18 protein-coding genes are annotated in these 21,896 nt (G+C 71.7%); 9 read left to right on the top strand and 9 right to left on the bottom strand.

Annotation, left to right across the window (positions count from 1 at the left end):
• The first annotated feature begins 221 nt into the window (after positions 1 to 221).
• Positions 222 to 836 (top strand): hypothetical protein, encoded by a 615-nt coding sequence (locus ACZ7GX_RS21440; protein ID WP_498778879.1) that lies wholly within the window; start codon positions 222 to 224, stop codon positions 834 to 836.
• Here the strand turns inward: ACZ7GX_RS21440 and ACZ7GX_RS21445 are convergent.
• The 5 genes from ACZ7GX_RS21445 to ACZ7GX_RS21465 are packed head-to-tail and all read right to left on the bottom strand — an operon-like array spanning position 808 to position 5,843.
• Positions 808 to 1,971 carry a low temperature requirement protein A gene (locus tag ACZ7GX_RS21445; protein WP_498778880.1) on the bottom strand — a complete coding sequence of 388 codons (1,164 nt, stop codon included), beginning with the start codon at positions 1,969 to 1,971 and terminating at the stop codon, positions 808 to 810. The genes ACZ7GX_RS21440 and ACZ7GX_RS21445 overlap by 29 nt on opposite strands.
• Positions 1,972 to 1,978: 7 nt before the next feature.
• Positions 1,979 to 3,022 carry an ABC transporter ATP-binding protein gene (locus tag ACZ7GX_RS21450; protein WP_498778883.1) on the bottom strand — a complete coding sequence of 348 codons (1,044 nt, stop codon included), beginning with the start codon at positions 3,020 to 3,022 and terminating at the stop codon, positions 1,979 to 1,981.
• A gap of 2 nt (positions 3,023 to 3,024) precedes the next feature.
• Complete coding sequence (locus ACZ7GX_RS21455) at positions 3,025 to 3,810, bottom strand: ABC transporter permease (protein WP_498778884.1); 786 nt, start codon at positions 3,808 to 3,810, stop codon at positions 3,025 to 3,027.
• Positions 3,798 to 4,709, bottom strand: coding sequence for an ABC transporter permease (locus tag ACZ7GX_RS21460; RefSeq protein ID WP_498778885.1), 912 nt, complete (start codon positions 4,707 to 4,709; stop codon positions 3,798 to 3,800). Before ACZ7GX_RS21460 ends, ACZ7GX_RS21455 begins: the two co-directional genes overlap by 13 nt.
• A 3-nt stretch (positions 4,710 to 4,712) precedes the next feature.
• The gene (locus tag ACZ7GX_RS21465) at positions 4,713 to 5,843 is read right to left on the bottom strand and encodes an ABC transporter substrate-binding protein (protein WP_498778886.1); all 1,131 of its coding nucleotides are present in this window, start codon (positions 5,841 to 5,843) and stop codon (positions 4,713 to 4,715) included.
• Positions 5,844 to 6,237: 394 nt separating this feature from the next.
• On the opposite strand from ACZ7GX_RS21465, the gene ACZ7GX_RS21470 reads away from it, so the two are divergent.
• The 4 genes from ACZ7GX_RS21470 to ACZ7GX_RS21485 are packed head-to-tail and all read left to right on the top strand — an operon-like array spanning position 6,238 to position 10,184.
• Complete coding sequence (locus ACZ7GX_RS21470) at positions 6,238 to 8,526, top strand: hypothetical protein (RefSeq protein WP_498778888.1); 2,289 nt, start codon at positions 6,238 to 6,240, stop codon at positions 8,524 to 8,526.
• A 58-nt stretch (positions 8,527 to 8,584) separates the two neighbouring features.
• Positions 8,585 to 9,202, top strand: coding sequence for a hypothetical protein (locus ACZ7GX_RS21475; RefSeq protein WP_498778890.1), 618 nt, complete (start codon positions 8,585 to 8,587; stop codon positions 9,200 to 9,202).
• Positions 9,203 to 9,241: 39 nt separating this feature from the next.
• Positions 9,242 to 9,694 carry a hypothetical protein gene (locus tag ACZ7GX_RS21480; protein WP_498778891.1) on the top strand — a complete coding sequence of 151 codons (453 nt, stop codon included), beginning with the start codon at positions 9,242 to 9,244 and terminating at the stop codon, positions 9,692 to 9,694.
• Positions 9,681 to 10,184 carry a DUF3995 domain-containing protein gene (locus ACZ7GX_RS21485; protein ID WP_498778893.1) on the top strand — a complete coding sequence of 168 codons (504 nt, stop codon included), beginning with the start codon at positions 9,681 to 9,683 and terminating at the stop codon, positions 10,182 to 10,184. Before ACZ7GX_RS21480 ends, ACZ7GX_RS21485 begins: the two co-directional genes overlap by 14 nt.
• A gap of 3 nt (positions 10,185 to 10,187) precedes the next feature.
• Here the strand turns inward: ACZ7GX_RS21485 and ACZ7GX_RS21490 are convergent, their stop codons facing one another.
• Entirely contained in the window at positions 10,188 to 12,674 is a 2,487-nt protein-coding gene (locus ACZ7GX_RS21490) for a polynucleotide kinase-phosphatase (protein WP_498778895.1), read from the bottom strand.
• Positions 12,674 to 14,044, bottom strand: a complete 1,371-nt coding sequence (locus ACZ7GX_RS21495) for a 3' terminal RNA ribose 2'-O-methyltransferase Hen1 (RefSeq protein WP_498778897.1) — start codon at positions 14,042 to 14,044, stop codon at positions 12,674 to 12,676. The genes ACZ7GX_RS21490 and ACZ7GX_RS21495 overlap by 1 nt, the downstream gene beginning before the upstream one ends.
• 130 nt (positions 14,045 to 14,174) lie before the next feature.
• On the opposite strand from ACZ7GX_RS21495, the gene ACZ7GX_RS21500 reads away from it, so the two are divergent.
• Positions 14,175 to 14,738 carry a superoxide dismutase gene (locus tag ACZ7GX_RS21500; RefSeq protein WP_498778898.1) on the top strand — a complete coding sequence of 188 codons (564 nt, stop codon included), beginning with the start codon at positions 14,175 to 14,177 and terminating at the stop codon, positions 14,736 to 14,738.
• Between the two features lie 113 nt (positions 14,739 to 14,851).
• Positions 14,852 to 15,868, top strand: a complete 1,017-nt coding sequence (locus ACZ7GX_RS21505) for an NAD(P)/FAD-dependent oxidoreductase (RefSeq protein ID WP_498778899.1) — start codon at positions 14,852 to 14,854, stop codon at positions 15,866 to 15,868.
• A gap of 75 nt (positions 15,869 to 15,943) precedes the next feature.
• Here the strand turns inward: ACZ7GX_RS21505 and argG are convergent, their stop codons facing one another.
• Both argG and ACZ7GX_RS21515 read right to left on the bottom strand, forming a co-directional pair.
• Positions 15,944 to 17,386: an argininosuccinate synthase gene (gene argG / locus ACZ7GX_RS21510; RefSeq protein ID WP_230565553.1), complete on the bottom strand. Its 1,443-nt coding sequence runs from the start codon at positions 17,384 to 17,386 to the stop codon at positions 15,944 to 15,946.
• 114 nt (positions 17,387 to 17,500) lie between these two features.
• Entirely contained in the window at positions 17,501 to 18,001 is a 501-nt protein-coding gene (locus ACZ7GX_RS21515) for a GNAT family N-acetyltransferase (protein ID WP_498778901.1), read from the bottom strand.
• A gap of 364 nt (positions 18,002 to 18,365) precedes the next feature.
• On the opposite strand from ACZ7GX_RS21515, the gene ACZ7GX_RS21520 reads away from it, so the two are divergent.
• The gene (locus ACZ7GX_RS21520) at positions 18,366 to 21,434 is read left to right on the top strand and encodes an AfsR/SARP family transcriptional regulator (protein ID WP_498778902.1); all 3,069 of its coding nucleotides are present in this window, start codon (positions 18,366 to 18,368) and stop codon (positions 21,432 to 21,434) included.
• A 91-nt stretch (positions 21,435 to 21,525) separates the two neighbouring features.
• Entirely contained in the window at positions 21,526 to 21,690 is a 165-nt protein-coding gene (locus ACZ7GX_RS21525) for a hypothetical protein (protein ID WP_498778903.1), read from the top strand.
• Positions 21,691 to 21,896 lie beyond the last annotated feature (206 nt).

Here is a 21,896-nt window from a genome sequence, read left to right on the forward strand (position 1 = left end):
GGTCCGACCGTCGTGACACCAGGAGGGCCCGCCGCACCAGCGGCGGGCCCTTCGCTCACCCGGCGGTGCGCACACTGCATATACCCCCTTTTAACGCTCCTTCCAACACCGCATTCTCGCGGCCCGATACTCCTTGCCGGTGAATTCGTCCGCGTTCGCTCCTACTCCGCGTAGGATCGAAACCGATTCCTCTTCACGAATTCCTCGCGAGGAGTATTCCGATGCCGGACATGACCCTCTACCGGGGTGAGCGCGAGAATGTCTGGCCGGCCCCTGCCGTGCGCCTCATCTGGGGCGGCATGACCATTCGCGACCCGTGGCCGGGCGCCCGCCTGCCGAACCAGACGGCCACCGGCGCGTGGTCGGCGCTGTCGCGGGCGATCAGCACCGGCGGCGGCGACCTGGCGGCGTTCTCCCGCACCGTGCGGGCGGCCGGCGTGTCCTACGGCCTGAACTTCACGCGCACGCCCGTGCCCGTCGACCCGGACCGCGAGCACCACTACGTGGTCACCATCCACCACGCCCGCACGTTCCTGCTGCGCTACGGCGGCGTCGGCGGCTGGACGCTCGGCGACGAGGTGCCGTGGGCGTCCGACGCCACCCTGGCCGACCAGGATTACGTGGTGCTCAACGGTCCGAGCGTGAGCCGATCGACGGTGTTGGGTTACGGCCATTTCACCGACACGCCGGAAGTCACCTTGTTCACCGACGTGCCGACCAATTGGGTGACTTCCGTGAACGGCCAGCCGATCGGCGCCCGCGGCGTGCGCGTTTTGACCGATTCGGCGCTTTCCGACGACGAACGGCTCAGGTTGACGAAATTGCGTCGTCCCTAGCGCCGCGCCGGCCGGAGACGACCAACGCGACGAGCGCAACGAGCACGACCGCCACCGCGTGGACCGGCGCGGGCGTGAACGTCACCGCGAGCACGAGCACGGCGGCGGCCGGGAACCCCCAGAGCGCCGGTCCGCGTTGCGCGGGGCGGATCTGGAGCGCCCACACGGCGACCAGGAACACCGCCACCGGCACGGTGGTGGTCAGCCCCGCCGCCACCGTCGACAGGTGCGCGAGGTGAAGGTCGTGGTCGACCGAGACCTCGAGTCCCGCGCCGACCGCCGCCACGGAGGCGAACACCAGGTAGTGGCCGTAACCCCACGTGATCGCCCGCGGCAGGGTGTCGAGCAGGTGGTGCGCGGGGTAGTCGAAGTAGAGCCACCACAGCGAGAACACGATCACCAGGCCGGCCGCGGCCAGCGAGATCAGCGCGAAGCTCGCGTGCCCGGCGTCCAGGGCCGCGCCGATCGCGCCGGTCGCGGCCAGGATCGACTCGCCCAGCACGATCAGCGTGAACAGCCCGTACCGCTCCACGACGTGGTGCGGGTGCCACGTCGTCCGGCCGGCGCGCTCCGCCCAGACCGGCACCGCGAGTTCCGCCACCACCATCGCCAGGAAACCGACCAGGAACACGCCGTCGGGCAGGAACAGCCGCGCCACCCAACCGACCTGCACCACCGTGATGCCGATGGCGTACCGCCGGGCGCACCGCTTCCGCTCGGCGTCGGCGCGCGACGCGCGCAGCCACTGCGCCACCATCGCCAACCGCATCAGCACGTACCCGAGCGTGATCACGGTGTAGTCCGAGTGGTCGAACGCCCGGGGCACGCCCGCCGCCAGCACCAGCACGCCCGCGACCTGCACCAGGGTGGTGAGGCGGTACGGCACGTCGTCGGTGTCGTAGGCGGACGCGAACCAGGTGAAGTTCAGCCAGCCCCACCAGATCGCGAAGAACACCAGCAGGTAGCCGAGCACACCGGAGCCGATGTGGTTCTCCGACAGCGCGTGGTGCAGCTTCGCCGCCGCGGACGCGACCGCCACCACGAAGCTCAGGTCGAACAGCAGTTCCAACGGTGTGGCCGCCCGGTGGTCCTCATCGGACCGCCGGGCCGTCATCCGCCGGTACAACGTCGTCATGCCGGCATCATGCCGCGACCACCATCAGCCTGCCGACCCCGAGGTCGAGCGCGACCGCCGTGCCGGGCGGGAAGTCGGCCGCGCGGCCGGACGGCTGGTCGACCCGCACGACCTGGTCGCCGCCCTCGAGCCGCACGGACAGCCTCGTCACCGGCCCGAGGAAGCTCTGCGTGAGCACGCTGCCGGTCAGCGCGCCGTCCGGAGGACCGGAGTGCGGCGCGATGCCGACGTCCTCCGGCCGCACGATCACCTCGACCTCGCCGGTCAGCCCGTCGACCGCGTCGGTGGCCAGCCGGTACGCGCCCAGCCGCACGCCACCGGCCTCGGCGACGCCGCGCAGGGCGTTGGTCACGCCGACGAACCGCGCCACGAACGCCGACGCGGGCTCCCGGTACACGACCGCCGGGGTGTCGAGCTGCTCCAGCCTGCCCTCCGACATCACGCCCACCCGGTCGGAGACGGCCAACGCCTCCTCCTGGTCGTGCGTGACGAACAGGGTGGTCATGCCCAGCTCGGTCTGGATGCGCCGGATCTCGTCACGCAGGTTCACCCGCACCTTGGCGTCCAGCGCGGACAGCGGCTCGTCCAGCAGCAGCACCCTCGGCCGGATCGCCAGCGCACGGGCCAGCGCCACGCGTTGCTGCTGCCCGCCGGACAGCTGGTGCGGGTACCGCTTGCCCAGGTGGGCGAGCCCGACCAGCTCCAGCAGCTCGGCGACCCGCCCGGCCCGGTCCGGCGCCTTGCGCAGCCGCGGGCCGAACGCCACGTTCTGCGTCACGGTCATGTTCGGGAACAGGCTGTAGGCCTGGAACACCATGCCCATGTCCCGCTTGTTCGCGGGCACGCGGGTGATGTCGCGGCCGTCCACCAGGACGGCGCCCGAGTCGGCCTCCTCGAACCCGGCGACGATGCGCAACGCGGTCGTCTTGCCGCAGCCGCTCGGCCCGAGCAGGCTCACCAGCTCGCCCTCGGCGAGTTCCAGGTCGAGCCCGTCGAGCGCGCTCTGGCCGCCGAACGACTTGCGCAGCCCGTCCAGTCTCAGGTACCCCATGATCAGCCTTCCTCGACGGCGGCGCCCCGCCGCCGCCCGCCGACGAACGAGAGCAGGAACAGCAGCGCGAACGCGAACAGCAGGCTCAGCAGCGACACCGCGATCGACACGCCCGCGTCGCGCTTGCCGAGCAGGTTGACCCGCACCTGCAAGGTGTCGAAGTTCAGCAGCGACGCGATGGTGAACTCGCCGAGCACCAACGCCACCGACAGCAGCGACGCGCCGAGCAGCGCGGTGTGGATGTTGGGCACCACGACCCGCAGCAGCACCGTGCCCCAGGACGCGCCGAGGCCGCGCGCCGCTTCCGCCAGCGTCTTCAGGTCGATCGCGGACAGGCCCGCGTCGATCGCCCGGTAGGCGAACGGCAGCACCAGCACCGCGTAGGCGAACGTCAGCGTCAACGGCGAGTCGCCGAGGAAGTAGTTCACCCACGCGTACAGCGGCGCCATGCCCACCACCAGCACGATCGCCGGGATCGCCACGGGCAGCAGGCACAGGAACTCCACCAGCCGCCGCAGCGCGGGCAGCCGCAGCCTGATCCACGCCATCGTCGGCACCAGCAGCACCAGCACGACCAGCGAACTGGCCACCGCGAGCTGCACCGACGCCAGGATCGCCTCGACCAGGTCCGGGTCGTCCACGATCGCCGTCCACGACGCGAGGCTGCGCGTGCCGTTCGCGCCGCGGGTGGAGAACTCCGCCATCGCGACCAGCGGCAGCAGGAAGAACGCGCCGAGCACGGCCAGGATCGAGAACCGCGCGAGTCCGCGCTTGGTCACCGCTGCCATCGCGCGAACCTCCGCTGCACCAGGGCGTACAGGCCCATCGCCACGCCGACCACCACGACCATGCCCAGGCCGAGCGCCTTGCCCAGGTTCTCCCGCCCCAGCAGCACCTCGCCGGCCAGGAAGCCGCGGATCTGCAGCGGCACGATCGGGCTGCCCTGCGACACCAGCGCCGCCGCCGTGGCGTAGGCGGAGAACGCGTTGGCGAACAGCAACAACGACGCGCCGAGGAACGCGGGCAGCAGGATCGGGCCGCCGACGTGCCGCCAGTAGGTCCACGCCGAGCCGCCGAGGCTGTCCACCGCCTCCCGCCACTGCGGGCGCAGGCCGTCCAGCGCGGGCAGGAACACGATGACCATCAGCGGGATCTGGAAGAACGTGTAGACCAGGGTCAGGCCGGGCAGCTCGAACAGCCACGCGCCGCCGGCGAACAGGTCGACGCCGAACGACTCGCGCAGGAACCGCGTGACGAGGCCCTGGAAGCCGATCGTGGCGAGGAACGCGAACGCCAGGGGCACGCCGCCGAACTGGGCGAGCACCCCCGCGCCGGCCACCACCACGCGGCGCAGCGGGCCGTCCGGCTCGCCGACCGCCACGGCCCACGACAGCAGCGCGCCGAACACCGCGCCGAGCATTGCGGTGATCGCGGACAGCTCCACGCTGCGCAGGAACGCCTGGAGGTACGCGCCGCGGGTCAGGTCGGCGAGGTTGGCCACCGTGAAGCCGCCGTCCGCGTCCTGGAACGCCCCGGCCAGCACCAGCGCGGTCGGGTACACCAGGAACGTGCCGACGTAGGCCAGGAACGGCACCACGACCAGCCACGCCAACCAGATCCGGCCGGGCCCGGGGCCGGGAGCGGCCCGATCGGCTCCCCCGACCCCGGTCGTGACGGGTGCGACCACCGGTCAGCCCACCGCCTGCGCCCACGTCGAGGCGAGCACCTGCTTGGCCTTGTCCGACTGCTCCTGGGTCGGGAACACCTGCGCGCCGGACGTCTCCGGCAGCTTCGCCGCCGCCTCCGCGTCGATCGTCCCGGCCTTGGCCAGCGCGTCCATCCGCACGGGCCGCGACAGGCCCTTGAGGAAGATGTTCTGGCCCTTGTCGGAGTACAGGAACTCCTGCCACAGGCGCGCGGCGGCCGGGTGCGGCGCATCCTTGTTGATCGCCTGGTTGTAGTAGCCGCCGACCTGCGCGTCCGCCGGGACGACGACCTTCCAGTCCACCTTGCCCGCGAGCTTCGCGGTCTGCGCGGCGTTGGTGTAGTCCCAGTCGATCACGACGGGCGTCTGGCCGGACTCGATGGTCGCGGGCGACGGGTCGACCGGCAGGAAGTTGCCCGCGGCCTTGAGCTGCTTGAAGAACTCGACGCCGGGCGCGATGTCGTCGGCCGAGCCGCCGTTGCCCAGCGCGGCCATCACCACGCCGGAGAACGCGGCGCCGGCCTGCGTCGGGTCGCCGTTGAGCGCGACCTTGCCCTGGTACTCGGGCTTGAGCAGGTCCTTGACCGAGGTCGGCGCGGGCACCTTGGCGGCGTCGTAGCCGATGGACATGAAGCCGCCGTAGTCGCCGTAGTAGAGCCCGGACGGCTCCTTCAGCTCGTCGGCGATGTCCGCCCACGTGCGCACCTGGTAGGGCGCGAACAGGTCCTTGTTGGCCAGCGCCACGTTCAGGCCGAGGTCGAACACGTCCGGGGCGCGGTCGCCGCCCTTGAGCTGCTTGGCCGCGTTGATCTCGTCCTGGCTGGACGCGTCGGGCTGCGCGGAGTCGACCTCGATGCCGTACTCCGCCTCGAACGCCTTGATCATCTCGCCGTAGTTGGCCCAGTCCGGCGGCAGGGCGATGACGTTGAGCCTGCCCTCCTTCTTGGCGGCCTCGACGAGCTTGTCGAACCCGCCGAACTCGGCGGCGGACTTCGCGGTCGCCGCGGGCGTGTCGCTCGCGGCGCCGTCCTTGGGCGGCGGCGTGCCGCAGGCCGCGACCAACGCCAGCGCGGTGACGCCGACGCCTACCGACCGCAGGACTCGGGTGTGGTTCACGGGAACCTTCCTCGGGTGACAAGGGTTTTTTCGCGGACGACCAAAACGTGTGGCCCAGCGGAGGATTCGGGACGTCGCGCGCACTTGTCAAGCGGGGTGAGCGGACTGAGACCGGGTCGACCGGGTGAGCGAATTCCGGGTGGTCCGGGGATGTCCGAAGGGTTAACGGCGACACCGGCCGGATCGGCCCGGATCAGCCGCTGAACTAGCCCGTTCGGCGGAGCGGACAACGTCGACAGTCACCGTGCGGATAGGCCGGTTGGGCCATCCGGATGTTTCGCGCTCGGAAGAGCGTGACGGTCCACCCCTATTTTTGCCTAATTGTCTACTCACATTTCCGGGTTCGGTAACGCGTTCCGAGCGGCCCTCGACACCCGGTTGTCACGTGACGGAAATGCCCGAACAACTGCCGAACCCGAAGAAGGGCAGATCCATGCTCCCCCCACGAAGATCCCTGGTGCTGGCCGCCGTCGGCGCGCTGCTCCTCCCCCTCGTCGGCACGCCGTCGGCGTCCGCGGCCCCCGTCCCCGGTGAAAACGTGCTCTACACGTTGGACGCGGACTTCGACCAGGGCGTGCTCCAGGACGTCAACCACGACGCCCCGAACAACAACCAGCTCCAGCTCAACCGCCAGAGCGTGTTCTTCCCCTACGTCAACGTCGCCGCCTCGGCGCGCGGCACGATGGTCCGCATCGACGTCAACACCGGCGAGATCGTCGGCGAGTGGCTGTCCGCACCCGACGGCCAGGGGCGCAACCCGTCCCGCACCACCGTCGACAAGCTCGGCAACACCTGGCTGTCCAACCGCAACGAGGCGGGCGGCGGTCGCGGGTCGGTCACCCGCGTCGGCGTCATCCGGGGCGGCACGCGGACGAACGCCGACGGCACGGCCAACCCCGCCGGCGACTACCTGAAGGGGCCGTTCGGCTACAACACCTGCGTCGACCGCGACCTCGACGGCCTGTACGCCACGTCGCGCGGCCTCGGCGACATCCGGCCGTGGACCAACGCCGGCGGCGCGGACGCCAACGGCGGCGTCACCACGGCCGCCGACGAGTGCCTGATCACCTACAGCCGGGTCGCGGGCACGAACACCCGCACGGTGGCCGTCGACGCCGACAACAACCTGTGGACCGGCGGCTCGAACACCCAGCACCAGAAGATCTCCGGGCTGGACGGCTCGCCGCTGACCGCGCCGGTCAGCTTCGGCTGCGGCGGCTACGGCGGCCTGGTCGACAAGGCGGGCACGCTGTGGTCCGCCCGGTACGGCGCCAACCTGCTGCGGTACGAGCCGGGCACCGGCACGGGGGCCTGCCTGGACACCTCGCACGGCGACTACGGCCTGGGCATGGACCCGGTGACCGGCGAGATCTGGCACACCCAGGTCAACTCCGGCAACACCGTCAAGATGGACGCGGCGGGCAACGTGCTCGGCACCTTCCCGCACGGCCACCCGCGCGCGCAGGGCGTCGCGGTCGACATGGACGGCAACGTCTGGGTCGCCCACGCGCTCGACAACGGCACCAACACGGTCGGGCACCTGCGCACCGACGGCACGTTCGTCGGCAACGTGGTCCTGCCCGGCGGCAACGGGCCCACCGGTGTCGCGGTCGACACCAACGGCAAGGTGTGGGTCACCAACATCAACTCGAACAACGCCCAGCGCATCGACCCGGACGCCGGTCCGGCGGGTGGCGGCGGGTTCACCATCGGCGCGGTCGACCTGACCGTCGACCTCGGCGCGGGCGCCGGTCCGTACAACTACAGCGACATGACCGGGTCGGTGCTCGGCGAGATCACCGCGCCGGTGGGCACGTGGTCGGTGGTGCAGGACGGCGGCGTCGCGGGGCAGACCTGGGGCACGGTCACCTGGAACACCGAGGCGCAGGGCAGCGTGCCGGCTGGCACCTCGATCACGGTCGAGGCGCGCACGTCCGACACCGAGGCCGGACTGGCCGGCGAGACGTTCACCCCCGTGACCAACCGGGTGGAGTTCGCCGAGGTGGGCCGGTACATCGAGGTGCGGGCGACGTTGACCGCGAGCCCGTCCGGCGACACGCCGGTGCTGTCGGACCTGCGGATCAAGACCTCCGAGCGGACCGGCGTGTTCTCCTGCCAGGCGACCGCGCTGAACCTGGCCGGGATCATCGTGGCGCGGGCCAACCCGCCGGACGTGCCGTGCGTGGACGACTACGAGAACGTGGCCGACGTCAACCTGTCCGCCGGCATCCTCACCGTGCGGGCGAACGCGTTGACCGCGAGCACCGAGCAGACACCGGACGACCTGCTCGCCCTGCCACCGGCTCCCGGTGACGGCGCGGTGTCCCACGCGCGGGTCGACTACACGCGGATCAGCAGCCTGCTGGTGACCATCGAGGTGGGCGTCATCCGGGCGACCGCTTCGGTGACGTGCGACGCGAACCTCAACCCGGTGTTCGCCGGCTCGTCGCAGATCGCGAGCCTGCGGATCAACGGGGTCCAGGTCGCCGTGGGCAGCGCGCCGCTGACGATCCCGCTGGTCATCGGCTCGTTGCAGCTCAACAGCACCACGACCACGTCGACCAGCGTGGTGCAGCGGGCGTTCGCACTGGACACCCTGCTGACCGACGTGGTGCTCGGTGAGGCGAAGGCCAACGTGGAGGCGTTGCCGGGCGAGCCCGGCGGCAGCCCCTGCCGGGTCTGAGCCACCACCCTACTAGTAGCCGTACTATATGTAGTGCGGCTACTAGTAGGGGTTGATCATGGGTCGGAAGTTGCTGGTCTGGGCGCACGTCGTGTCGTCCACGGGCTGGATGATGATGGCGCTGGCGTTGTTCGTGGTGGTGAACCACGCGTTGGCCGTGCCCGACCGGCGGCCGGCGTTCGAGGTGGCGCTGCTGCTCGACGTTCAGGTGCTGCAGTTCATGGCCACCACGTCGGCGTTCAGCGGGCTGATGCTGTCCGGCCTCACGGCGTGGGGCTACTTCCGGCACTGGTGGGTGCTCCTCAAGTTCGCCATCACGCTCAGCCAGCTGTACGCGGGGATCTACGTGCTCAGCCCGAACCTGCACCCGGACGGCTCGGAACCGCTCCTCCGCGTCGGCTCGCTGCTCATGGCGTCGGCCCTGGCGGTGCAGGTGTGGCTGTCGGTGGCCAAGCCGTTCAAGCGGACGCCGTGGGCGGCGCCCCGGAAGCCGAAGACCGCGCCGCCGTGGGGGTTCGCGCTGTGCCTCGCCGTGCCCGCGGCCGACTACGCCCTCGGCCAGAGCGTGCTCGGCGTGCCCCTCCCGGCGCTCTCGCTGCTGGTCGCGGTCGGCTACCCGATCGTCCGCGCCGTGCGGCTGAGAACGCACTCGCGGGAAGCCGCGCATTCCTCATGATGGGAATGCGCGGGCCCGACCCGGCCTTATCGTCGGGCCATGGTTGATGTCGATCGCCGCCGCTGGCCGGCGTACGCCTTGGCGGTCCTGTTCCTCGGCTACGCGGCCGGCAAGGCCGTGTTCGCCGCGCAGTCCCGGCTCGGGTTCCCGGGCGGCCCCCCGGTGTCGGCCGCCGAGACCGAGGCCTACTTCCTCGACCCGGCCGTGGCCCAGTGGTTCGCGACCGCGTCGGGCGTGGTGGGCGCGGCCATCGCGCTCGCCACCGTCACGCCGTGGGCGCTGCGCAGGGTGCCGAGGACGGTGATGCTGGTGGTGCTGGCGGGCATGGCGCTGGCCGTCGTCGGCGGCGCGGGGATCATGGTGCTGGACGGGTTCCTCGGCCTCGGTGTGGGCTGGCGTTGGTACCACGGCGTGCTGGGGCTCGTGGTCGGCGGGTTGTGCGTGGAGATGGTCCGGTCCTACGTGACGGCGGCGAAGCGTGTCGCGGCCTGACCGGGCGAGGCTTGCCGGGTACGGCGCGGCGCTGTGCGCGGCCGCCTACGGCTCGATGAAGCTCGCGCAGGCGTTGGGGGCCAACGCGTTGGCGGACAAGGACCCGCTGCCGCCGCACCTGCGCGAACGCCTGCTGGCCCGCGATCCCTTCTTCGTGACGAGCCACTGGGTGCTGGCCGGGGCGGCGGCGGTCGGCGTCGTGGTCGCGCTGGCCACCGTCCGGGGCACGGTCCTGCCGCGCCTGCTGCGGGTGATCGCCTGGGCGTTGGGCATCTTCATGATCGCCCGGTCGATCGGCTTCGTCGGCTTCGGCTTCGTCGGTGACGCGCTCGTGCTGACCGGCGTCACCCCGCCACCGGCCGAGCACGCCGAACCGGCCCTCGTGCTGGCCCGCTGGGACCTGCTGCTGTGGTCGCCCTTCTTCCTGCTCTGGGGTCTGTGCTGGGCAACCGCCGCCCGGCGGCTCGGTCGGCTGCCCAGCACCCCGTGACGCTCAGAGCCGGGGGTCGACCGGCTCGGACTCCAGCGCGAGCACGGCGAACACGCACTCGTGCACGCGCCACAGCGGCTCGCCGCGGACGACGCGCTCCAACGCCTCCAGGCCGAGCGCGTACTCGCGGATCGCCAGCGACCTCTTCGCGCCGAGGCCGCGCTTGCGCAGGCGTTCCAGGTTCTCCGGCTCGGTGTAGTCCGGGCCGTAGATGATCCGCAGGTACTCGCGCCCGCGCACCTTCACGCCCGGCTGCACCAGCCCGCGGTCACCCCGCACGAGGTTCGCCAGCGGCTTGACCACCATGCCCTCGCCACCGGCCGCGGTCAGGTCCTCCCACCAGCGGATCCCGGCGGCGACCTGCGCGTCGTCCGCGGTGTCGACCACCAGGTGCCGGGTGGGGGTGAACACCTCGCCCGCCAGCCGGCCGAGCACGTCCAGGTGCCACCGGTGGTCGCGGTCGTGGAACGTCCGGCCGCGCGCGGCGAGCAGCTGGAACGGCGCGATCGTGACGCCGGCCAGGCCGTCGGTCGGCCGCACGTACCGCAGGTAGGCGTCGCGGTAGCCGGTGGCGTTCGCCAGCCTGCTCTCCGTGCGCGCCAGCAGTCCGCCGACGTCGACGCCCCGCGCGGCGGTCCGCGCGAGCACGTCCACCGCCACGCCGAGCGCGCCCGTGGCCGCCGCGCCGACCGAGGCGTACTGCTCCCTGATCAGCCCGGCCGCCTTGGCGTTCCACGGCAGCAGCTCGGCGTCGAGCAGCAGCCAGTCGGTGTCGAACTCGTCCCACAGCCCGGCCCTCGTCACCTCCTCGCGCACGCGCGCCAGCAGCTCGTCGCCCAACGGCGGGTCGAAGAACGCGCGGCCGGTCCGCGTGTGGATCACGCCGCCGTCCTTGCGCACCAGGACCACCGCGCGCGACCCCATGTGCTTCTCCTCGCAGATCACCTCGCGCACGCCCGCGCTCCGGTACTCCGCGAAGGCGTCCTCCGGGTGCTCCAGCACGTCCGGCCGCTGCGAGGTGGCCGTCGGCGCCATCGTCGGCGGCAGGTACAGCAGCGAGTGCGGGTCGATCGCGAAGCGGCTCATCACCTCCAACGCCGACGCGGCCTGTTCCGGGCGCACCCCGATCCGGCCGCGGTGGGCCGTCTCGACGAACCGGCGGCCGGTGACGTCGGACAGGGCGAGCACGTCCGGCTCCCGTTCCTCCTCCGGCGCGACGAGCGGTCGCACCGGCTCGTACCAGACCTCGTGCGCGTCGACCGCCACGACCTCGCGCTCGGGGTAGCGCAACGCGGTCAACCTGCCGCCGAACACCACGCCCGTGTCCAGGCACATGGTGTTGTTGACCCACTCGACCTCCGGCGTCGGCGTGTGCCCGTAGAGCACGGTCGCCCTGCCCCGGTACTCCGTCGCCCACGGGTAGCGCACCGGCAGGCCGTACTCGTCGGTCTCACCGGTCGTGTCGCCGTAGAGCGCGAAGCCGCGCACCCGCGCCGACGCGCGACCGTGGAACTTCTCCGGCAGGCCGGCGTGCGCGATCACCAGGTCGCCGCCGTCGAGCACGTAGTGCGCGATCAGGCCGTCGCAGAACCGCACGGCGCGCTCCCGGAACTCCTCCGGCTCGGCCGCGAGCTGCGCCAGCGACTCCGCGAGGCCGTGCTTGACCTGCACGTTGCGCCCGCGCAGGGCACGCACCAGCTTCTGCTCGTGGTTGCCGCACACGGCGAACGCGTGCCCGGCCTCGACCATGCCCATCACCAGGCGCAGCACACCGGGCGTGTCCGGGCCCCGGTCGACCAGGTCGCCGACGAACGCCGCACGCCGTCCCGCCGGTGGGACGGCGTCCACCGGACGTCCCTCCTCGTCGCGCACCAGCGCGTAGCCGAGCTTGACCAGCAGGTCCTCCAGCTCCGCGCGGCAGCCGTGCACGTCGCCGATCACGTCGAACGGCCCGGTCTCGTGCCGCAGGTCGTTCAGCAGCCGTTCCGGCACGATCACCGCTTCGTCCACTTCGGACTGGGCGCGCAGCACGTGCACCCGCTTGAAGCCCTCCTTGCCGAGGTGCTTCAACGACTTGCGCAGCGCGGCGCGGTGCCGGCGCACCACGTGCGGGCCGAAGTCGCGGTCCGGGCGGGAGGCGTTGCGGGCCAGGCAGACCTCCTCCGGGGTGTCGAGCACGATCGCGACCGGCAGCACGTTGTGCTCGCGGGCCAGCTCGACCAGCCGCGCCCGGTCGGACCGCTGCACGTTCGTCGCGTCCACGACGGTCGTGCGGCCGCCGTCCAGGCGCTTGCCCGCCACGAAGTGCAGCGTCTCGAACGCGGCGGCGGACGCGGACTGGTCGTTCTCGTCGTCCGCGACCAGGCCGCGGAAGTAGTCGCTGGACAGGACCTGCGTCGGCCGGAAGTGCCTGCGCGCGAACGTGGACTTGCCCGAGCCGGAAGCGCCGATCAGCACCACGAGGCAGAGGTCCGGGATCTTGAGCTCCATCAGTCCTCCTCGGTGCTGTGCTCGACGAGGGTGAAGGCGGCCAGCTGGGTCGGCGCGCCGCGCTCGGCGTCCACCGGTCCGATCGGCAGGTGGGCGACGGTGTAGCCGCGGCGGCGCGCGACGCCGCCCGCCCAGTCCTCGAACTCGGCCCTGGTCCACTCGAAGCGGTGGTCGGAGTGCCGGTGCCTGCCTTCCGGCAGGGTCTCGAACAACGCGTTGTACTCGACGTTCGGCGTGGTGACCAGGACCGTGCGCGGCCGTGCGACGACGAACACCGAGTGCTCCAGCGCGGGCAGGCGGTCCGGGTCGAGGTGTTCCACCACTTCCATCAGCACGGCGGCGTCGTAGCCCTTCAAGTCCGGGTCGGCGTAGGTCAGCGACGACTGGCGCAACGTGAGCCGGGCGCGTTGGCGGTCCGACATCTTCTCCAGGTTCAGCTTGCGCGCGGCCGTGGCGAGGGCGTTCGCGGACACGTCCACGCCCTGGATGCGGGTGACGTCCGGGTTCTCCAGCAGGGCGCGCAGCAACGCGCCGCCGCCGCAGCCGAGGTCGAGGACGGAACGCGCGCCGACCTGCTTGAGCTGGTCGAGGATCGCCTCGCGGCGCTGCACCGCCAACGACACCTTCGGCTCGACGAGCGCGTTGTCCAGCTCCTCCGGCTCGACCTCCTCCACGTCGGCCAGGCGCGACAGCGCGGACCGCACCAGCGGACGGCGGCGCATCAGGTACCGGGTGGTGATCAGCTCGCGGTCCGGGTGCGCGCCGAGCCACCCCTCCCCCGCACGGAGCAGCTTGTCCACCTCGTCCTCGGCGACCCAGTAGTGCTTGTCGCCGTCGAGCACGGGCAGCAGGACGTAGAGGTGCTTGAGGGCTTCGGAGAGCGTGAGCGTGCCGGTGAGGGTGACGTCGGCGTACCGCGAGTCGTCGTCGTCGCCGTCGCCGAGCGGGAGGGGTGCGATGTGCGCCGTCCAGCCCAACGGCGTGAAGAGCCGTTCGACCAGGCGGTGCGGCAGGACGGGCACGCGCACGGTGAGCGGGATCGGGGTGGCGGCCACCTCCGCGCGGCTCTGGCTGCGGCCGTTCATCGCGGTGCGGAACACCGAGCCGAGCGCGACGGTCAGCAGCGAGCCGGCCACGTACGGCCGGTCGTTGACGTACTGGGTGAGCGTGCTGCCGGGACCGCGCACCAGCGCGACGGGGTCGACCTCCAGCAGGAGCGCGACCGTGCACTCCTCCTCGTCCGCGCGCGGGTAGAACACGTGCGCGGTGCCCGAGGAAGTGGTGAACGACTGCGCCCGGTCGGGATGTTTGTGCAGCAGGTGGCTGAGGTCGGTGGCCGGTCGGTGGGTCGTGGTCAAGGTGAGCAGCACGTCGTCCAGTGTGGACGAGGCGAACCGCTCCCCGCCCCCGAATTACGAGGGACCTTCACTGTGCAAGCGACGTCGGGCCATCGGTGCTAGCTTCGGTGGAGGCCGCCGCCCTGTCCCGAAAGGCAGAAGCGTGAAACGTCTGGTTCCCCTGATCATCGGCGGACTGCTCGCGGCGACGGTGACGCCGACCGCGGCCGCGGACAGCCCCCGAGGCTCCGGAGTCGCGGTGACGGTGGCCCGATTCGCCACCCCGGACACCGCGACCAAGGCCTACACCTACGACCCGGCGCTGATCGCGCCCGGCGCGGCCGTGATGGTCGTGGCCACCCCGCTGCGGCGCTCCACGAAGACCCTGCTCAGCGTCTACGGCCTGGTCCCGAACCGGACCTACGGCGCGCACGCGCACCAGCGGCCGTGCGGCGCGGCGCCCACCGACGCCGGCGCCCACCACCAGCACGTGGTGGACCCGAACCAGCCGTCGGTGGACCCCGCCTACGCCAACCCGGAGAACGAGATCTGGCTCGACTTCACCACCGACGACCGCGGCCGCGCGGTGGTCGGCGCGGTCGTGCCGTGGCAGTTCGCCGACCGCCGGGCGGGCTCGGTCGTGATCCACGCGCAGCGCACCGCCACCGAACCGGGCAAGGCGGGCACCGCCGGCGCCCGCCTCGGCTGCGCCACGGTGAAGTTCTGAGCTGACGGGGGCCGGCCCGGTGGGAGCCGGGGGTCGGCCCTTGTTGCCGGATCGGCAACAAGGTTTGCCGATCCGCTCACCTCGCACGCATGGTGGTCGTGGAGGTGGTCGCGATGACCTTTCAGCTGAGTGACAGCTATGACGTGGTGGTGGTGGGCGGCGGGGCCGCCGGGCTGAACGGCGCCCTGATGCTGGCGCGGTCGCGGCGGTCGGTGGTCGTGATCGACGCCGGGTCGCCGCGCAACGCGCCGGCCGACGGCGTGCACGGGTTGCTGGCCAGGGACGGGGTGCCGCCGGCCGAGCTGGTCGACCGCGGTCGGGCCGAGGTGCGGGGCTACGGCGGTCACGTGGTGACCGGCGAGGTCGAGGCGGTGACCCGTGAGGGCGACCGTTTCCTGGTGGCGTTGGCCGACGGCCGCGCGGTCCGGGCCCGCCGGCTGCTGGTGACCACGGGCCTGGTGGACGAGCTGCCGGACGTGGCCGGGCTGCGCGAGCGCTGGGGCCGCGACGTGGTGCACTGCGCGTACTGCCACGGCTGGGAGGTCCGCGACCAGGCGATCGGCGTGCTGGCGACCGGGCCGATGGCGGTGCACCAGGCGTTGATGTTCCGGCAGCTGAGCGCCGACGTCACGCTCTTCTCCCACACGCAGCCGCCGACCGCCGAGCAGGCCGAGCAGTTGGCCGCACGCGGTGTCGACGTCGTGGCGGGCGAGGTGGCGGCGCTGGAGATCGCGGGTGACCGCATCGTCGGCGTGCGGCTGGCCGACGGTCGCGCGGTCGGCCGTGAGGTGATCGTCGTCGCGTCGCGGATGGTGGCACGCGCGGGTTTCCTGGCGGCACTGGGACTGCGGCCCGTCGAGCACCCGTCCGGGATGGGCGAGCACGTCCCCGCCGACGCGATGGGCCGCACCGACGTGCCCGGGGTGTGGGTCGCGGGCAACGTCACGGACCTGTCCGCGCAGGTCGGCGCCTCGGCCGCGGCGGGCGCCACCGCCGGCGCCCAGATCAACGCCGACCTGATCGCGGAGGAGACCCGCCTGGCCGTGGACGCCTACCGGAACCCGTTCTCCGGCGAGGCCGAGGCCCGGGTCGCCGAACTCGTCGCCGGCGACCGCCGCCACGGCGTGTGAGGCCGGAAATGCCGGTGCCCGCGCCGCCCACGACTCGCGTGGACCGGCGCGGGCACCGGTGAGGCCTCGGAGCGGTCAGTCGTTGCCCGCTTCCAGAGCGGCGTGGTCGAGCAGCTCGTCGTCGGTCACCTTGCCCCGCGAGGCGATGGCCTCGGCGCCGCCCTCGGGCATCGCGCCGATCAGCTCGGTCTGCGCCACCTGCGCCGCGCTGATCAGCGTCGACTGGCTGCCGACCATGCCGAGCCCGGCGTACTGCTCCAGCTTGGCGCGCGAGTCGGCGATGTCGAGGTTGCGCATGGTCAGCTGGCCGATGCGGTCGACCGGCCCGAACGCCGAGTCCTCGGTCCGCTCCATGGACAGCTTGTCCGGGTGGTAGCTGAACGCGGGCCCGGAGGTGTCCAGGATCGAGTAGTCGTCACCGCGGCGCAGGCGCAGCGTCACCTCGCCGGTGACCGCCGTGCCGACCCACCGCTGCAACGCCTCGCGCACCATCAGCGCCTGCGGGTCGAGCCAGCGGCCCTCGTACAGCAGCCGACCCAGCTTGCGGCCCTCGTTGTGGTAGGAGGCGAGGGTGTCCTCGTTGTGGATCGCGTTGACCAGCCGCTCGTAGGCCGCGTGCAGCAGCGCCATGCCCGGCGCCTCGTAGATGCCGCGGCTCTTGGCCTCGATGACCCGGTTCTCGATCTGGTCGGACATGCCCATGCCGTGCCGGCCGCCGATGGCGTTGGCCTCCAGCACCAGGTCGACGGCGGAGGAGAACTCCTTGCCGTTGATCGTCACCGGCCTGCCCTGGTCGAACCCGACCGTGACGTCCTCGGTGGCGATCTCGACCTCGGGGTCCCAGAACCGCACGCCCATGATCGGGTCGACGATCTCGATGCCCGCGTCGAGGTGTTCGAGCGCCTTGGCCTCGTGCGTCGCGCCCCAGATGTTGGCGTCGGTCGAGTACGCCTTCTCCGTGCTCGACCGGTACGGCAGGCCGCGCGCCTGCAGCCACTCGGACATCTCCGTGCGGCCGCCGAGCTCGCTGACGAACGCGGCGTCCAGCCACGGCTTGTAGATCCGCAGGGACGGGTTGGCGAGCAGGCCGTAGCGGTAGAACCGCTCGATGTCGTTGCCCTTGTAGGTGGAGCCGTCGCCCCAGATCTGGACGTCGTCGTCGAGCATGGCGCGCACCAGCATGGTGCCCGTCACGGCCCGCCCGAGCGGCGTGGTGTTGAAGTAGGCGCGGCCGCCGGACCTGATGTGGAACGCGCCGCAGGCCAGCGCCGCGAGCCCTTCCTCGACCAGGGCCGCCCGGCAGTCGACCAGCCGGGCGATCTCGGCGCCGTACACCGCGGCGCGGCTCGGCACCGACGCGATGTCGGGCTCGTCGTACTGACCGATGTCCGCGGTGTACGTGCACGGCACCGCGCCCTTCTCACGCATCCAGGCGACCGCCACGGACGTATCGAGACCACCGGAGAACGCGATGCCGACGTGTTCGCCGGCGGGGAGGTAAGTGAGCACCTTGGACACGATTAGAAGTATGCACGACGCTGCATGACCATGCATAGCCGGGGGTTCGAAAGGCGCCGACCTGCGGTGATGAGGGGTCGACGGCGTGGACCGCCGCCGACCCCGTGAGACGACCTACCGCACGATGCCGTACCGGACGGTGCCCTGCCCGGCGACGGCGTCCAGGGGCCGGAAGCCCGCCTTCTCGAGGACGCGGACCGAGGCGGGGTTCGACAGCTCCACCTCGGCGTGGACCGCGCGGACGCCCGGCGCGGTGAACGCGAAGTCGGTCAGCGCGCGCGTGGCCTCGGCGGCGTACCCGCGCCCCCGCCGGGACGCCACGACGCCGTACCCGATCTCCACGACGCCGTCGCTCGGGGGCCAGAACAGCCCGATCGACCCGACCACCAGACCGCTGTCGCGCTCGACCAGCAGCCGGTGGCCGAACCGGCCCAGCCACTCGGGGTGCTCACCGAGCAGCCCGGCGATGACCCGATCGCCGTCCGCGGGGAAGTCGTCGGCCCAGTGCGGCAGCCGGACACCGCCCACGACGGCGTCGGCCTCGCGCGCGGTCCAGGACCGCAGCAGCAGCCGTTCGGTGGTCGGATCAGGTACGGGAAGGGAAGGAGAAGACACTCGGAACTCCTGGTCATCGGGATGACCCGGCCCGCGCGTCAGCCGCGTGCGGACCGGATGAGGGCGTGCTGAAGACGGCCGCGGACAGCCATATTCATCAACCTCCCCCGTTCCGGTGACCAAGCGATCTCCATCGCCGTCGCGACGCTAGCAACGGCCCGGTCCCGCGACAACCCGATTCAGGACTGCCACTGCACATCACCTTGCAGTTGCCTTGCAGTTGTCTTGGAGTTCCTCGCGCCGCCGATCGCCGGCCGATCGTTCGGCACAACGGAGCAACAACTCGACATTGCCCTGCACAATCCGGTCCGCGTACAGCACACTGGCAATACCGGACCGTCGTGCCAGCGAAAGGTGAACGCTGGTGGAATTCAAGATCCTGGGCAAGACCCGATTACGCGTGGCGGACCAGAACGTGGACCTCGGGTCCGCGAAGCAACGCGCGGTCCTGGCGCTGCTGCTCTACCACGTCGGCCAGCCCGTCGGCATCGGCACGATCGCGCAGGCGGTGTGGCCGGACGAGGATCCGGCCGGCCTGCGGGGCAGGCTCCAACCGCTGATCAGCCGCCTGCGCAAGGTGCTGGGCCAGGTCGGCCTCGACCCGTCGATCGAGCGCGAGGGCGACGCCTACGTGCTCGCCGTCGACCGGGAAATCGTCGACTACCACCGGTTCCGCACAATGGCGGAAATGGGTCGGGCGGCGACGGCGGCGGGTGAGCACGCGCGCGCGAAAGCGGTGCTGCGCGAAGCGTTGTCGCGGTGGCAGGGCCGCCCGTTGCAGGACGTCGAAAGCATGTGGGCGGACCACCTGCGTTACCAGATGGACGCGTTCGACCGGCTCACCGCCCACTACGCCCTCGTGGAAAGCCTGAACGCGCTCGGCGAGCACGTCGAGGCGATGGGCGAAGCGGGCAGGCTGGCGCAGGAGCACGAACTCGATGAAGTGCTCGCGAGGCTGTACATGCGTTCGCTGGAAGGGCAGGGCAAGTACGCCGCGGCGCTGGAGTACCACGAGCGGTTCTGCGAACGGCTCTTCGAGGCAACGGGCGCCGAACAGGGCCCGGAGCTGCGCGCGGTGTACCAGAGCATCGTCGCCAAGCAGGTGGGCACCGCGACCACGTCCACCAAGCCGCACGTCCCACCCCGCCAGCTGCCGAGGAGGGCCAGGACCTTCGTCGGCCGGGAAGACCTGCTCGCCGCGTTGGACGCGTTGCTCGACGGACCGGACGGCGGGCGCGGGCAGGTCGTCGCGCTGCACGGGATGCCGGGCGTCGGCAAGACCGGGTTGGCGATCCACTGGGGACGGACGAGAGCCGACCGGTTCCCGGACGGCCAGCTCTTCCTCGACCTGCGCGGTTTCGGCCGCGGCACCGCGATGACCGCCGAGGACGCGGCCGGCGTGCTGCTGACGTCGCTCGGCGTGACGCACATCCCCAGGACGGGAGCCGAACGCGCCGCCGCGCTGCACCGCGCGCTCGGCGACCGCAAGGTGCTGCTCGTGCTCGACGACGCTCGGCACAGCCCTCAGGTCCGGCCGCTGCTGGGCGCCGCGACGAACTGCTTCACCATCGTGACCAGCAGGATCCGCCCTTGGGGGTTGGACCTGCACGACGACGTCCACCTCCTCGCCGTGCCGCCGCTCTCGTTCGACGAGTCGATCGAGCTGCTGCGCCGCGAGATCGGCGCGGTCCGGGCCGACGCGGAATCCGCCGCCCTGCGCGCGCTGGCCTCGCGGCTCGACGGCCACCCGATGGCCGTCAAGATCATCGCCCAGCACGTGGCGAACCGGCCGCAGGTGCCGATCAGCCTCCTCGTCGAGGAGTACGCGACGCAGGAAGGGCTGGGGATACTGGGTTCCCTGGACGACAGCGACGACGACAGCGCGAGCCTGTCGTTCGCCTTCGGGGTGTCCTACCGGGACCTGCCCACCGAGACCGCGCGGGTCTTCCGGCTGCTGGGCCTGCACCCGACGGCCGGGTTCTCGTCGGCGGCGGCGAGCGCCCTGACCGAGCGCCCGGAGCGCGAAGTCCTCGTCCACCTGCGCACGCTCACCAAGGCCAACCTCCTCCATTACGCCACCCACGGGCGCTTCCGCGTGCACGACCTGCTGCACGACTACGCCCTGGACCGGGTGCGCACCGAGGAGTCGGCCCACCAGCGGCAAGCCGCGCTCAGCGGGCTGCTGACCTGGCAGCTCGCCGGCGCGATCGGCTTGGAGCGCGCCCTGAACCCCCACGACGACCCCGTGCCGCTGCTGCCGGGCATGACCCTCGACGCCGTGCCCCGCTTCGTCGACGAGAACGACGCCCTGGCCTGGTTCGAGACCGAGCGGGCCAACCTCGTCGCCGCCGTGCCGCACGCGTTCCGCCACGGCTTCGCCGGGCACGCCTGGCGGATCGCGGCGAACATCGACCGCGCCCTGGACCGCACCGGCGCGTACCGCGACCTGGCCGCCGTCCAACGGGTGGCGGCGGACGCGGCGCGCTCCACCGGGGACGTGGAGGGCCGGTGCGGCAGCCTGCTGAACCTGGGCACGGCCCACTTCCGGCTCGGCGAGTACGACGAGGCGGTCGAGCACCTGCAGGAGGCGCTCGCCATCGCACGGCGCATGGAGAACGTCGAGTTCACCGAGATCGCGATGCACAACCTGGCCAGCGCGCACCGGGAACGCGGCGACGTCCGGACCGCGCTGTCGCTGTACGAATCAGTCCTGGAACTGCACCGCGCGACCGGCAACCGCAGCCTCGAAGCCTCCACCCTGGACCAGATGGCGGCGGCCTACCAGCGGCTGGACCGGGTCGACGAGGCCGTGGAGCTGTACCGCGAGGCGTTGGACCTGCGCCGGACCATCAACCACCGCCACGGCGAGGGCACGACCCTGACCGCGCTGGGGAAGCTGCACCACCAGCGCGGCGAGCTCGACGACGCCCTCCGGTGCCTGGAAGCCGCGCTCGAGATCAACCTCTCCACCGGCGAGCGGGCGCGCACGGTCGAGGCGCTGGTGGCGCTCGCCCGCGTCCACTACGACCGGAAGTCCTACGAGAAGGCCATCGACTTCGGCCGCCGCGGGCTGGACGTCTCGGCCGACCTGGACGTCGCCCACGAGAAGGCCCAGGCGCTCTTCCTGCTCGGGCACGCGCACGCCGTCGTCGGCGACCAGGCCGAGGCCGAGCGGCGGTGGCGGGAGGCCGCACCATTGCTCGCCGAATCCGGCCTCACCGAGAAAATGCACACCGCGCTCGGCGAACCGGAATTCCTGCGCGGCAGGGCGGCCGCCATCCCGGACCCACGCGACCACCAATCGCCGCGCAACCCGAAAAAGCCCACCGGGAACGACGGGCACAACGACGGGCACAACGACGTACAACCTACGCCAATCACCTCGCGAGACGAAGTCACACGATCGAGTGAAGACGAAATGGACTCGCGTTAACTCGGAGTAAGACCACCCTGACGCGTGACCACGTGGTGCTTTCGGGACCCCCGGTACATTGCTATGGGAAGGTCATGATTAGATCCCGTCCGTGACGATCAAGAACCTCCGCCAGGCCCTGCTCTACCTGGCGCAACACGTCATCACCAGTCCCTGGCCCGCGTTGGCGACCGTGACGGTGCTGTCCATCGCTCTGGGTTGGCCGAACGTCATTTACGGCTTCGAGGGCATCCCCGCGGGCGCCCAGCCCGCCTAGTACGGACGCCGCCGTGCCGCGGCTCCGACCGCCTGGGAAAGGCTTGAGCCATGTCGAAGTTATGCACCAATTCGGAAAGAGCCACCACGACCCTGTGACGGACGTGGGGGGGGGGGGGGTCTCCCCCCCCCCCCCCCCCCCCCCCCCCCCCCCCCCCCCCCCCCCCCCCCCCCCTTCCCCCCCTCCCCCCCCCCCCTCCCCTCTCC

The organism is Actinosynnema sp. NPDC037264 (assembly GCF_055603705.1).

Coding starts and splice junctions, on each gene's coding strand:
- ACZ7GX_RS21440 (WP_498778879.1), top strand. CDS start 222: ATGCCGGACATGACCCTCTACCGGGGTGAGCGCGAGAATGTCTGGCCG.
- ACZ7GX_RS21445 (WP_498778880.1), bottom strand. CDS start 1,971: ATGACGACGTTGTACCGGCGGATGACGGCCCGGCGGTCCGATGAGGAC.
- ACZ7GX_RS21450 (WP_498778883.1), bottom strand. CDS start 3,022: ATGGGGTACCTGAGACTGGACGGGCTGCGCAAGTCGTTCGGCGGCCAG.
- ACZ7GX_RS21455 (WP_498778884.1), bottom strand. CDS start 3,810: ATGGCAGCGGTGACCAAGCGCGGACTCGCGCGGTTCTCGATCCTGGCC.
- ACZ7GX_RS21470 (WP_498778888.1), top strand. CDS start 6,238: ATGCCCGAACAACTGCCGAACCCGAAGAAGGGCAGATCCATGCTCCCC.
- ACZ7GX_RS21475 (WP_498778890.1), top strand. CDS start 8,585: ATGGGTCGGAAGTTGCTGGTCTGGGCGCACGTCGTGTCGTCCACGGGC.
- ACZ7GX_RS21480 (WP_498778891.1), top strand. CDS start 9,242: ATGGTTGATGTCGATCGCCGCCGCTGGCCGGCGTACGCCTTGGCGGTC.
- ACZ7GX_RS21490 (WP_498778895.1), bottom strand. CDS start 12,674: ATGGAGCTCAAGATCCCGGACCTCTGCCTCGTGGTGCTGATCGGCGCT.
- ACZ7GX_RS21505 (WP_498778899.1), top strand. CDS start 14,852: ATGACCTTTCAGCTGAGTGACAGCTATGACGTGGTGGTGGTGGGCGGC.